Raw genomic sequence first — 12,170 nt, forward strand, 5'->3', positions numbered from 1 at the left:
CGTTAGAGGCCATTTTGCTGGCTGCCGGGCTACGGGTCGGGGTTTACAGTTCACCGCATCTGGTGCGTTATACTGAACGGGTGCGCATACAGGGTGAAGAGCTGAGTGAGGCTGAACACAGCCGCTCATTTGCCGCGATTGAAGCTGGCAGGGGGGAAACCTCGCTGACCTATTTCGAATTTGGCACCCTTTCTGCATTACAGCTGTTTAAACAGGCTAAGCTCGATGTAGTGATCCTGGAAGTGGGCCTGGGTGGGCGTCTGGACGCGACCAATATCGTCGAGCCAAGCGTCGCCGTGGTGACCAGCATTGCGTTGGATCACACCGATTGGCTAGGCCACGATCGTGAAAGTATTGGCCGCGAGAAGGCGGGAATTTTCCGTGGCAGCAAGCCCGCAGTGGTTGGTGAGCCGGACATGCCAAACAGCATTCGGCAGGTAGCGGAAGATCTCAACGCTCAGCTGTATCGCCGTGATGAAGCCTGGTCATTCAGCGAACAGGGCGAACGCTGGCAATGGGAAGGGGGCGGCACACGTCTGACCGATCTCCCTATGCCTAACGTTCCCTTGGCGAATGCGGCGACGGCATTGGCAGCGTTGCACTATTCGGCGCTGGAAATCGACGAGAAGGCGATTTTTGCCGGTTTGCAGCAGGCTGCTTTGCCAGGGCGATTTCAGATCGTGCAGCAGAACCCGCAGCTGATCCTGGATGTTGCCCATAACCCGCACGCGGCGGCCTATCTGGCTGGACGGCTGGCGAAGCTACCGCGCAAGGGTGGTGTAGTGCGCGCTGTGGTGGGTATGCTGTCAGACAAGGATATTGCCGGTACGCTGGCCTGCCTGAGTGAACAGGTGGACGAGTGGTACTGCGCGCCGCTGGAAGGCCCGCGCGGGGCCAGTGTTGAGTTGCTGGCACAGTATTTAACGGAACCACGCAAGTTTGCCGATGTCGAAACTGCCTGGCGTCAGGCTATGCAGGACGCGGATATTCAGGATATTGTGATCGTCTGTGGGTCTTTCCACACTGTTGCCCACGTGATGGCGGCGTTAGACGAGAGGCGGGGAGTGTGAGTGGCAAGTAAATTTCAGAATCGACTGGTTGGAACCGTGATTTTGGTTGCCCTGGGGGTGATTATCCTGCCAGGGTTGCTTGACGGCAAAAAGAAGCATTATGAGGATGAGTTTGCGGCGATCCCGTTGGTGCCCAAACCGGGGGATGCTCATGAAATTGACGTGATCCCGCCGGCCAATCAGGCGCTACCCTCTGTGCCGCCTGAAGGGGCTGGCGCATTGGTTGAGCAGCAACAGGCCGCCGCCGAGGCTTCCGCCCAGCAGGCGGCTAATCAAACTACTCAACCGCAGCAGCAGCCTGCGGTTGTTGCTCCGCCACCCATCGAAACCAAACCGGTTCAGCCAACCAAACCTAAGCCTGTGGAACCTAAACCGGTGGAAGTGAAACCTAAGCCCGTGCCACCACCGCCAAAGGTAGAGCCAAAGCCGGAAGTGAAACCGGAGCCGAAGCCTGAAACCAAACCTGCGGTTGAAGAAAAGGCACCGGTTGGCCAGGCTTACGTGGTGCAACTGGGGGCGTTGAAAAATGCCGCCAAGGTCAATGAGATCGTCGCTTCGCTGCGCCTGTCTGGGCACCGGGCTTATACCGTGCCATCCACGCCGGTTCAGGGTGAAATCACCCGCATCTACGTTGGCCCAGATGCCTCGAAGCAGAAGCTACAGGCTTCACTGGCGGAGCTGAATGGGATCAGTGGGTTGAGCGGGCAAGTGAAGGCGTATAGCGCGCGTTGATATATCCGTCGTCTTTCAAGCTGCAGCGTTGTTACCTGCACTATCTCACCCCAGTCACTTACTAAAGTAAGCTCCTGGGGATGAGATAGCTGGGCGCCTAGATACAAATCGAAATCCATAGGGTATAAGCCAGTAGTTTTTCCTATGCCCTTGTAAAATATCAAGAGGGAACTGGAGTAGTGTCACAGCAGCTCACAGCGACTCGCACCAACCCCTCACCCTGTGGGAGAGGTTTAGGGTGAGGCGCCACAGTGCTCAAGGAGGAGGATTGCCAAATCACCACTAAAATTGTGCCTTTCAGGGGCCGGATATCCTAAGTAGGCGCGGCGATTAGCAATTTTAATACCCGTCGTCTTTCAAGCTGCAGCGTTGTTACCTGCGCTATCTCACCCCAGTCACTTACTAAACGTAAGCTCCTGGGGATGAGATAGCTTGTCGCCTAGCTGCAGCTTGAAATCCATAGGGTAACATCGCCGTTTTTTATTTGTTACGTGGTGGGAAATCCGCTACGCAAACGTTTTCTTTTTCTGTTAGAATTCGCCGCGATTGGATGCAGGGGCGATTCATCATTGGAATAGTTCATGGTCTGGATTGATTACGTCATTATAGCGTTGATTGGATTTTCGGCTCTGGTGAGCCTGATCCGAGGTTTTGTTCGCGAAGCATTGTCACTTGTGACATGGGGATGTGCGTTCTTTGTCGCCAGCCATTTCTACCCATACCTTGCAGCCTACTTCACCCGTTTTGAAGATGAGCTGGTACGTAACGGCATTGCGATTGCCATTTTGTTTATCGCAACGCTGATTGTGGGCGCTATTGTTAACTATGTGATTGGGTCACTGGTAGAGAAAACCGGATTATCGGGCACCGATCGGGTGCTGGGCGTGTGTTTCGGCGCACTGCGCGGCGTGTTGATCGTGTCGGCGATACTGTTCTTCCTGGATACCTTTACCAGCCTGTCGCAAAGTGCGGACTGGAAACAGTCACAGCTGATCCCCCAGTTCAGTTACATCATCAGATGGTTCTTTGACTATCTGCAAAGCACGTCGAGTTTCTTACCAACCCAATTACCGGGGCGGTAGCGGCTTAGAGGAAAAGACAACATGTGCGGTATTGTCGGTATCGCCGGTTTTATGCCGGTAAACCAGTCGATTTATGATGCATTGATGGTGCTCCAGCATCGTGGACAGGATGCCGCTGGCATCGTCACTATTGATGCCCATAATGGGTTTCGCCTGCGCAAGGCAAATGGTCTGGTGAAAGACGTATTTGAAGCCCGCCATATGCTGCGTCTGCAGGGCAACATGGGCATCGGTCATGTGCGTTACCCAACGGCTGGCAGCTCCAGCGCTTCAGAAGCTCAACCTTTCTATGTCAACTCGCCGTTCGGCATTACGCTGGCACACAACGGCAACCTGACCAACGCCCACGAACTGCGCCAACAGCTGTTTGAACGTGGCCGCCGTCATGTCAACACCACTTCCGATTCCGAGATCCTGCTGAACGTGCTGGCCACCGAGCTTGACCGTTTCCCGCATTATCCTCTGGAGTCCGACAACATTTTTACCGCCGTTGCCGCGATGCATCAGCAACTGCGCGGCGCTTACGCCTGCGTTGCCATGATCATCGGCCACGGTCTGGTAGCGTTCCGCGATCCCAACGGTATTCGCCCGCTGGTGATTGGCAAACGTGAGCTGGAAGATGGCCGCTGTGAGTACATGGTCGCCTCCGAGAGCGTGGCGCTGGATACCTTGGGCTTCGACTTCCTGCGCGATGTGGCACCGGGCGAAGCGGTGTATATCACCGAAAAAGGCCAGTTGTTCACTCGCCAGTGCGCGGAGAACCCAAAAACCAATCCTTGCCTGTTCGAGTATGTCTATTTTGCCCGTCCTGACTCCTTTATGGACAAGATCTCCGTCTACAGCGCCCGCGTGCGTATGGGGCAGAAATTGGGTGAGAAGATTGCGCGTGAATGGGAAGATCTGGATATCGATGCGGTGATCCCGATCCCGGAAACCTCTTGCGATATCGCGCTGGAGATTGCCCGTATTCTGGATAAGCCGTATCGCCAGGGCTTCGTCAAGAATCGCTATGTTGGCCGCACCTTCATCATGCCGGGCCAGCAGGCTCGCCGTAAGTCGGTACGCCGCAAGCTGAACGCCAATCGTGCCGAATTCCGCGATAAGAACGTGCTGCTGGTTGATGACTCCATCGTCCGTGGTACCACTTCAGAACAGATCGTGGAGATGGCGCGTGACGCCGGGGCCAAACGGGTTTATCTGGCTTCTGCTGCCCCGGAGATCCGCTTCCCTAACGTGTATGGTATTGATATGCCGAGCGCGACGGAACTGATTGCCCATGGGCGTGAAGTGGACGAAATCCGCCAGATTATTGGTGCCGACGGCCTGATTTTCCAGGATCTGGACGACCTGATCGCCGCAGTACGCGAAGAGAACCCGGACATCGCCCAGTTCGAATGCTCGGTGTTTAACGGCATCTACGTGACCAAAGACGTTGACCAGAGCTATCTGGAATATCTGGAAACGCTGCGTAATGACGATGCCAAAGCGTTGCGCGGCCAGACGGAAGCAGAAAATCTGGAAATGCATAACGAGGGCTAACGCGCCCACGAGCCTCACCAAAACGGTGCACCGTAGCGTTGGTTACGGTGCATTGTCTTATTCCCACCTTGAATCTACGAAGGTTGCTGCCAAACCTACCCCTCTTCGGCTATCCTTACGGCATATTTCCCGACAAAGGCCAGCTTGATGAAAAGACTCATTATCGGTATTTCCGGCGCCAGCGGCGCTATCTACGGCGTGCGCTTATTGCAGGTGCTGCGTGGTGTAGAAGAGGTGGAAACCCATCTGGTAATGAGCAACGCGGCACGCCAGACGCTGGCGTTGGAAACCTCGCTGAGCCTGCGTGACGTTCAGGCCTTGGCCGATGTGGTGCACGATGCGCGTGATATTGCCGCCAGCATTTCCTCCGGATCGTTCAAAACCATGGGGATGGTGATTTTGCCATGCTCAATCAAAACGTTATCTGGCATCGTCAACAGTTACAGCGATGGGCTGCTGACTCGCGCCGCCGATGTGGTGCTCAAAGAGCGTCGGCCACTGGTGCTTTGCGTGCGTGAAACGCCGTTGCATCTGGGCCATTTGCGGCTAATGACCCAGGCGGCGGAGATGGGGGCGGTGATTATGCCGCCGGTACCGGCCTTCTACCATCGGCCGCAAACCGTTGACGATATTATCGATCAGACCGTTAATCGGGTTATCGACCAGTTTGACATCGAACTGCCGCAAGATCTCTTCACGCGTTGGCAAGGCATTAATTAACTAATCCACCCTCAAATTTATACATTTGTGCAACATCGCACTGATTTAGTGCGATTGATGCATCATAATGATCCTGCTTCCCCATGCACTCTGTTTCAGTATCTTGTAGGTTTTCCATGGCGAAGCCCTAGTTTGCCGTTCATTTTGTCGTTCATTGTCTCTGGGAAGAGGTTTGAACAGAGCGTGGCCGTTCCCCGCGCTCGCAAACGACAAAGTGGCATGATTACTGCAAATCCTGTGTGTGATGAAAGTAATGCCCTTAGTGGCATCGGCAAAAATATCCATTTGAGGGTAATTATGAAAAAGCTTGTTAAAGTTCTCCCTTTAGTTTTGGCTTTGAGCGCGGTTAGCAGTGCATTTGCCGCATTACCTTCCACGCTGAAAATCGGTACCGATCCCACCTATGCGCCGTTTGAGTCGAAAAATGCGCAGGGTCAGCTGGTTGGCTTCGATATCGATTTGGCCACCGAGCTGTGCAAACGCATAAATACCAAGTGTATCTTTGTGGAAAGCGACTTTGATGCGCTGATCCCCTCCCTGAAAGCGAAGAAAATCGACGCTATCATCTCTTCTCTGTCCATTACCGAAAAACGTCAGCAGGAAATTGCTTTCACCGACAAGCTGTTTGCGGCCAACTCACGCCTGATCGCACCAAAAGGCTCCAAGATCCTGCCAACCGTCGATGCGCTGAAGGGCAAAAGCATCGGCGTATTGCAGGGTACCACCCAGGAAGCTTTTGCTAACGCCAACTGGCAGCCAAAAGGCGTGACCGTGGTGCCTTACCAGAATCAGGATCTGGTGTATGCGGATCTGGCTTCCGGGCGTATTGACGCAGCGTTTCAGGATGAAGTCGCCGCGAGCGAAGGCTTCCTGAAACAGCCTCCAGGCAAAGAGTACGAGTTTGCCGGTGAGTCGGTGAAGGACGATAAATTCTTTGGTGTCGGCACCGGTATGGGCCTGCGCAAGGATGAAACCGAGCTGAAAGCGGCACTGGATAAAGCCTTTGCCGAAATGCGCAAAGACGGCACCTACGATAAGTTCGCGAAAAAATACTTCGACTTTGACGTCTACGGCGGCTAATTCCTGTCGGGTACTTGGCTATGACAACAGGCCCGGTTTTCCGGGCCTGTTCTGGCTGGAGTGTCACGACGTGCTCAATGACGACAGGGTGACGTAAATGCTACAAGGTTACTCCCAACTGATATTTGAGGGGGCTCTGGTGACGCTGGAGCTGGCCCTTAGCTCCGTATTGCTGGCGGTGGTAATTGGTTTGATCGGCGCTGGCGGTAAACTTTCGCAAAACCCTGTTATTTCCACGATCTTTGGTGCCTATACCACCTTGATCCGTGGCGTGCCCGATCTGGTGTTGATGCTGTTGATCTTCTACGGTCTGCAAATTGCCCTCAACAGCGTGACGGAGTTTATTGGCTTCTCACAGATTAATATCGATCCGCTGGGGGCCGGCATTATTACTCTGGGCTTTATCTACGGAGCCTATTTTACCGAAACCTTCCGGGGAGCCTACCTGGCGGTGCCTCGTGGTCAGATCGAGGCGGCTACCGCCTTCGGTTTTTCCAACTCGCAGATTTTCCGCCGCATTCTGTTTCCGGCCATGATGCGCTTTGCGTTACCTGGCATCGGCAACAACTGGCAGGTGATCCTCAAGGCGACGGCCTTGGTCTCCATTCTTGGACTCAACGATCTGGTAAAGGCCACGCAGCTGGCAGGAAAGGGCACCTATCAGCCTTTCTTCTATGCCATTGTCGCAGGCTTGGTGTATCTGTTGTTCACCACGATTTCCAACGGCGTGTTGCTGTGGCTTGAGCGGCGTTATTCACTGGGCGTCAAAAGGGCCGAACTATGATCGATATCCTGCATCAGTATTGGCAACAACTGCTGTGGACCGATGGCTATCGCTATACCGGTGTGGCGGTGACGCTGTGGCTGCTGATCTCCTCGGTGGTCATGGGCGGGCTGCTGGCTATCCCAATGGCGGTAGCTCGTGTTTCTTCCACCCGCTGGGTACGCTACCCGGTGTGGTTGTATACCTATGTTTTCCGCGGTACGCCGCTGTACGTACAACTGTTGGTGTTTTATTCCGGCATGTACAGCCTGGAGATCGTGCGGGGTACCGAACTGCTCAATGCGTTTTTCCGCAGCGGATTAAACTGCACCATTTTGGCGCTAACGCTGAATACCTGTGCCTACACCACGGAGATTTTCGCCGGAGCCATTCGTTCGGTGCCGCATGGGGAAATTGAAGCGGCCAGGGCCTATGGGTTTTCCAGCTTTAAACTGTATCGCTGTATTATTTTGCCTTCGGCGCTGCGCTCGGCATTACCGGCGTACAGCAATGAAGTGATTCTGATGCTGCATTCGACCGCGCTGGCCTTTACCGCCACGGTGCCGGACCTGTTGAAAGTGGCCCGCGATATCAACGCGGCGACCTACCAGCCGTTTTATGCCTTTGGCATTGCGGCCGTGCTGTATCTGATTATCTCCTATACGTTGATCAGCCTGTTCCGCAGGGCAGAAAAACGCTGGATGGCACACGTAACTCATCGATGAATGACGGGGATCCACCATGCCTGAACAAAAATTAGCCGTCACCGAACTGCACAAGCGTTATGGTGACCATGAAGTACTGAAAGGGGTCTCCCTGGCGGCCAATGCGGGCGATGTAATTAGCATTATCGGTTCTTCAGGATCCGGTAAAAGTACCTTTCTGCGTTGCATCAATTTCCTGGAAAAGCCCAGCGAAGGCGCTATCAGCCTGAACAATGAAAATATTCGCATGGTGCGCGACAAGGATGGCCAGCTAAGAGTTGTCGACAAGAAACAGCTGCAGCTGCTGCGTACCCGCCTGACCATGGTGTTCCAGCATTTCAACCTGTGGAGCCATATGACGGTGTTGGAGAACGTGATGGAAGCTCCGATCCAGGTATTGGGGCTGAGCAAGGCCGAGGCGCGCGAACGGGCGGTGCGCTATCTGGATAAGGTCGGCATTGATGCGCGGGCGCAAATCAAATACCCGGTGCACCTCTCCGGCGGGCAACAGCAACGTGTTTCTATTGCCCGGGCGTTGGCAATGGAGCCGGAAGTGCTGCTGTTTGATGAGCCGACTTCGGCGCTGGATCCTGAACTGGTGGGTGAAGTGCTGCGCATTATGCAGAAATTGGCGGAAGAGGGGAAAACCATGGTGGTGGTGACGCACGAAATGGAGTTTGCACGCCATGTCTCCAGCCACGTCATTTTCCTGCATCAGGGGCTGATTGAAGAACAGGGGCCACCTGCGGAGTTGTTTGGCAACCCTAAAAGCCCGCGTTTGCAACAGTTCCTTTCTGGGGTGCTTAAGTAGGCATTTCTCTCCTATCCCCTCTACCGAGAGAGGGGATAATTATCTCTCCTGCCTGAACTGATCCGTATTTCTGTTTTAAATCATATGCTTAGCATGCTATTTATCTAGAGCGGTTAAGAGTTGATACGTGGATATAGCTAAGTTTTGTTTATCGAGAGATATTTATAAAATGAATTTTATTTATCTCATTAAAGATGGGGCAAAGATTTTTCTTAGAGATGTATCTGTTAAAAATATTATATAACCGATTAACCATCGGCTAACATGAAATAGCAAGTGATTTGTTAATGACATTTCTTTACCTTCCTATCATAGAAAAATCTTATATAAAGTGATTTACTTAACCTTTTGATATTAATGGTTATTTATATTTTGTTGGGTTTTTTAACTGTAAATATTGAATTTAAAATATATCATGCTGATAAATTATTCGGAACAAGTTCGGCTTAAATAAATAGCTTTGCAATTAAATTTGGGTTTAAATGTTGTTACATCCATTTAATTTGGATTTAAATTCTATTTTTTGTGTTTTATAGCTTGAAGAGTTGTCATTTTTAATGAGTTGCCATTGAGGTGGTTAATTATATAATGGTATCGGCAACGGGATAGTTGTTATTTGTTGTTTTGGTGAAATTATCTATTCGCTATTCAAGGCGTCAGTCAGGTTGTCTTATCAGATACCAGATGCTCTAGCCTGCTCGTAATAATAAGATATCATACCTAATATAATCATTTTATTAAACAAGGGTTTATTTTTTAAAGTAAATTGAATGTTAATCAAGTCATGAAATAGATGATTTTAATTTTTGGCGTAGGTTGAATAGAATGGCTGGTTAATTTTTATTCTTATCAGAATTCATCAATAGGCAAGAATGGACTACCTAATGTCTACGGAACGCAAGAGCAGAGCAACCGGAGAGTGATTACCTGTATTGTGGACTATACTGATGCCTACGCTCAAAGAACATAAATAGGCCCAGCCTCACCAATGACTTTTCTGGCCGGTAGGACCTAGTTGAAAAGGGAAGGCAATATCATGGGGTTATCGATAAAAAATATTTTGACTTTGTTCGGTGCGGGATTGTTAACAACATTTAGCCACAGTGGATGGGCTGTGCAATCGTGTGAATTTGATCAAGGCTCAAGCACCGTATCCTTGATTGTGCCACTGAACCCTGGGGTAATTTCAGCCGGTGCAGATATTCCTGTGGGTACCATTATTTATCAGGGTGCTTGGACGAATACTCCCTCCTATATGCTGTGTTTGATCGATCAACCCCCAGCTTACTATAACTGGGCTGTCAGTATTGTTCATGCCCCTCTTGGACTCAGTGGGCTAAATACTGGGCCATTTGCCGGGGCCGTGTATAACACCAATATTCCTGGGATTGGCGTTGCTATATCGCGCTACAACGATCGCTCTGCAGCCGTAGTGGGGACCCCGGGATATCGTGATGAGGATATCGAGATCGGTGATGGTGGGAGTTTCGCCACGTTAAGCAGTTCAACACGCTACGTTTCACTGATCAAAATCGGCTCGTTGACGCCAGGAAGTTACACGATTGAGGCATCGAGTTTCCCCACCGCCAGTGATGATATATTGAATTCACGTTTCGCCAGCCCTATCCAAGGATTACCTCTTAGACTCAATAACGTTACGTTTCAGGGAAACTTGACCGTATCAACACAAACCTGCGCTACCCCTGATGTCGCTGTTACCTTGGGGTCTTACGAAATACATGACTACTTTACAGCGATAAATTCCACCACTCCTTGGGTTGATGCTTCAATTACCCTGACTAATTGCCCGACATTCTACGGTTTTTATAATCAGAGCAACCCTGCGAAGATGATAAATTTCAATACAGGTTTAACTCCTGTTACATCATCGACCAATAACAGTATTGGGGTACGTCTGACGCCGACCACCGAAGTGCTGGATGCCGCCAATGGCGTTATGGCTATCGACCCAACGATCGCTGGGGCAGCCTCAGGCGTAGGGATACAATTAGGTTGGGGGGAGAGCAGCCAAACGCCAACGCTGTTTAACCTTGCCGCGGAGCAATCAATGATGCTACCGAAAGACGGTAATTCGACAATTCGCGTTCCCCTGGCTGCCCGTTATATTCAAACGACTGCGACCCCTACGCCGGGCAAGGCAAATGGCAAAGTGGTGTTTACGATCAACTATTACTAATCCATCAAGTTCGCTGAGATAACCTCTTTTACTTCCAAAAGAGCAGGGGCTAACAACTCCCTCTCCCTGTTGGAGAGGGTTGGGGTGAGGGGTCAAGCTTGCTGATTGATCACATCATCCAACGCCTGTTCCAGCTCAAAGAAACGGAAAACAAATTCTGCCTCTTCCAACCGTCTCGGCACCGCCCGCTGTCCACCCAGTACCAACACCGCCGCTTCACCCATCAGTAACCGCATGGCAAAGGCTGGCGCACGAAGAAACGCCGGGCGATCCAGCACCTTGGCCAGGGTGGCGGTGAACTGTTCATTATGCACCGGATAAGGTGCCACCATATTGAATGGCCCACGCAGTGGAGGATTGTCCAACAGGTAAATAATGGCATTGACCATATCGTCGATATGGATCCAGGGCAGATATTGGCGGCCATTGCCGATCGGCCCGCCTAAGCCCATACGGAATGGCGGTAGCATCTTCGCCAGCGCTCCCCCTTTGGGCGACAAGACAACGCCGGTACGCAGCAGGCAAACGCGGGTGTAGCTACTTTGCGCCCGTAGGGCCAGAGCCTCCCAGCGTTGGCACAGTTGGTGGGTAAATTCATCGTGCGGAGGTTCTTCTTCCGTTACCACCGCCTGGCCCTGATCGCCATAATAACCGACCGCCGAGCCGGAAATCAGTACCGAAGGTGGCGTATGGCTGGCGGCGATCAGCATGGCTAGCCGTTCGGTCAAGTCCCAACGGCTGCGGCACAGCAGTTCTTTCTGCGCTTTGCTCCAGCGTTTGTCGGCGATGGGCTCACCCGCCAGGTTGATCACGGCATCAAAGCCGTCCAGAGAGCGTTGCTCATCAAGTGAAGGCCAGTAGCTGAGCCGGTCGCCGAACTTATCCCGTGCCTTGGCGACGTTGCGCGTCAACAGCGTGAGATCATGCGAAAGGTGCAGCAGTTGCCTGGTCAGGCTACTGCCGATCAACCCCGTCGCGCCGGTAATCAGGATCTTCATGGTCGACCTCCCTGGTAGGGTGAGTGCTAAGCGGTTTCCCGTCGGTAACTCATAGTCATGGAAACCGAGTCGGCATAACGTAGGGCCAGCAATTTATCTATCTCTACTTCAGCATAGGTTACCCATGGATGTTGTTTCACTATGTCGAGCACATCCTGAGTTAATTTTTCCAGCAGCGCGAAACGGTTGTCTTCGATATGGCGAATGATCGCCTTGGTGATGGTGCGATAGTTGAGGGCGTCGCTAATGTCTTCGCTATTACGCGCCTTGTCTGCCGGGTAGTGGATCGCCACGTTAATCAGAATGTCCTGACGGTTGTTGATTTCTTCTTCCTTGATACCGATGAAGGTGCGTAACCGCAGGTTTTTAATACGGATAATGGCATCGGGTTGCAGGCATGGCATCAGAGATTCTCCGGAGGTCTGATTGTTTGTACTCAGAATACACGGAAAGTGAAGAAAAGGTAATGTAGCC

At 52.0% G+C, this 12,170-nt stretch carries 12 protein-coding genes; 10 read left to right on the forward strand and 2 right to left on the reverse strand.

Going from position 1 to position 12,170, the window contains the following annotated elements:
* The 10 genes from folC to ACLQ7H_RS08840 form a co-directional block, all read left to right on the forward strand.
* The coding region (gene folC / locus ACLQ7H_RS08795; RefSeq protein ID WP_411752329.1) for a bifunctional tetrahydrofolate synthase/dihydrofolate synthase at positions 1-1,070 on the forward strand (1,070 nt) is incomplete at its 5' end.
* Positions 1,071-1,802 (forward strand): cell division protein DedD, encoded by a 732-nt coding sequence (gene dedD / locus ACLQ7H_RS08800; RefSeq protein ID WP_411752330.1) that lies wholly within the window; start codon positions 1,071-1,073, stop codon positions 1,800-1,802. It abuts the gene before it with no gap.
* A 581-nt stretch (positions 1,803-2,383) separates the two neighbouring features.
* Positions 2,384-2,884 (forward strand): colicin V production protein, encoded by a 501-nt coding sequence (cvpA, locus tag ACLQ7H_RS08805; RefSeq protein ID WP_411752331.1) that lies wholly within the window; start codon positions 2,384-2,386, stop codon positions 2,882-2,884.
* 21 nt (positions 2,885-2,905) lie between these two features.
* Positions 2,906-4,423: an amidophosphoribosyltransferase gene (gene purF, locus ACLQ7H_RS08810; RefSeq protein WP_411752332.1), complete on the forward strand. Its 1,518-nt coding sequence runs from the start codon at positions 2,906-2,908 to the stop codon at positions 4,421-4,423.
* 147 nt (positions 4,424-4,570) lie between these two features.
* Positions 4,571-5,143, forward strand: coding sequence for a UbiX family flavin prenyltransferase (locus ACLQ7H_RS08815; protein WP_071684061.1), 573 nt, complete (start codon positions 4,571-4,573; stop codon positions 5,141-5,143).
* Between the two features lie 297 nt (positions 5,144-5,440).
* Positions 5,441-6,223 carry a histidine ABC transporter substrate-binding protein HisJ gene (gene hisJ / locus ACLQ7H_RS08820; protein ID WP_024485210.1) on the forward strand — a complete coding sequence of 261 codons (783 nt, stop codon included), beginning with the start codon at positions 5,441-5,443 and terminating at the stop codon, positions 6,221-6,223.
* 97 nt (positions 6,224-6,320) lie between these two features.
* On the forward strand, positions 6,321-7,007 hold the full coding sequence (locus ACLQ7H_RS08825) for a histidine ABC transporter permease HisQ (protein WP_261287805.1): 687 nt from the start codon (positions 6,321-6,323) through the stop codon (positions 7,005-7,007).
* Positions 7,004-7,711 carry an ABC transporter permease gene (locus ACLQ7H_RS08830; RefSeq protein ID WP_024485209.1) on the forward strand — a complete coding sequence of 236 codons (708 nt, stop codon included), beginning with the start codon at positions 7,004-7,006 and terminating at the stop codon, positions 7,709-7,711. Before ACLQ7H_RS08825 ends, ACLQ7H_RS08830 begins: the two co-directional genes overlap by 4 nt.
* Before the next feature lie 16 nt (positions 7,712-7,727).
* Positions 7,728-8,501, forward strand: a complete 774-nt coding sequence (gene hisP, locus ACLQ7H_RS08835; protein ID WP_411752333.1) for a histidine ABC transporter ATP-binding protein HisP — start codon at positions 7,728-7,730, stop codon at positions 8,499-8,501.
* Between the two features lie 1,036 nt (positions 8,502-9,537).
* Complete coding sequence (locus ACLQ7H_RS08840) at positions 9,538-10,698, forward strand: fimbrial protein (RefSeq protein ID WP_411752334.1); 1,161 nt, start codon at positions 9,538-9,540, stop codon at positions 10,696-10,698.
* 92 nt (positions 10,699-10,790) lie between these two features.
* On the opposite strand, the gene ACLQ7H_RS08845 is transcribed toward ACLQ7H_RS08840, so the two are convergent.
* Both ACLQ7H_RS08845 and folX read right to left on the reverse strand, forming a co-directional pair.
* The gene (locus ACLQ7H_RS08845) at positions 10,791-11,696 is read right to left on the reverse strand and encodes a TIGR01777 family oxidoreductase (protein WP_411752335.1); all 906 of its coding nucleotides are present in this window, start codon (positions 11,694-11,696) and stop codon (positions 10,791-10,793) included.
* A gap of 26 nt (positions 11,697-11,722) precedes the next feature.
* The gene (folX, locus tag ACLQ7H_RS08850; RefSeq protein ID WP_411752336.1) at positions 11,723-12,100 is read right to left on the reverse strand and encodes a dihydroneopterin triphosphate 2'-epimerase; all 378 of its coding nucleotides are present in this window, start codon (positions 12,098-12,100) and stop codon (positions 11,723-11,725) included.
* Positions 12,101-12,170 lie beyond the last annotated feature (70 nt).

Source organism: Serratia sp. (in: enterobacteria) (assembly GCF_046715635.1).
In the GTDB taxonomy this organism is placed as follows: Bacteria; Pseudomonadota; Gammaproteobacteria; order Enterobacterales; family Enterobacteriaceae; genus Chania.

Excerpts from the sequence above, each read along its gene's own strand:
- ACLQ7H_RS08815 (WP_071684061.1), top strand. The coding sequence starts at position 4,571 with ATGAAAAGACTCATTATCGGTATTTCCGGCGCCAGCGGCGCTATCTAC.
- hisP (WP_411752333.1), top strand. The coding sequence starts at position 7,728 with ATGCCTGAACAAAAATTAGCCGTCACCGAACTGCACAAGCGTTATGGT.
- ACLQ7H_RS08825 (WP_261287805.1), top strand. The coding sequence starts at position 6,321 with ATGCTACAAGGTTACTCCCAACTGATATTTGAGGGGGCTCTGGTGACG.
- hisJ (WP_024485210.1), top strand. The coding sequence starts at position 5,441 with ATGAAAAAGCTTGTTAAAGTTCTCCCTTTAGTTTTGGCTTTGAGCGCG.
- purF (WP_411752332.1), top strand. The coding sequence starts at position 2,906 with ATGTGCGGTATTGTCGGTATCGCCGGTTTTATGCCGGTAAACCAGTCG.
- ACLQ7H_RS08840 (WP_411752334.1), top strand. The coding sequence starts at position 9,538 with ATGGGGTTATCGATAAAAAATATTTTGACTTTGTTCGGTGCGGGATTG.
- cvpA (WP_411752331.1), top strand. The coding sequence starts at position 2,384 with ATGGTCTGGATTGATTACGTCATTATAGCGTTGATTGGATTTTCGGCT.
- folX (WP_411752336.1), bottom strand. The coding sequence starts at position 12,100 with ATGCCATGCCTGCAACCCGATGCCATTATCCGTATTAAAAACCTGCGG.
- ACLQ7H_RS08830 (WP_024485209.1), top strand. The coding sequence starts at position 7,004 with ATGATCGATATCCTGCATCAGTATTGGCAACAACTGCTGTGGACCGAT.
- ACLQ7H_RS08845 (WP_411752335.1), bottom strand. The coding sequence starts at position 11,696 with ATGAAGATCCTGATTACCGGCGCGACGGGGTTGATCGGCAGTAGCCTG.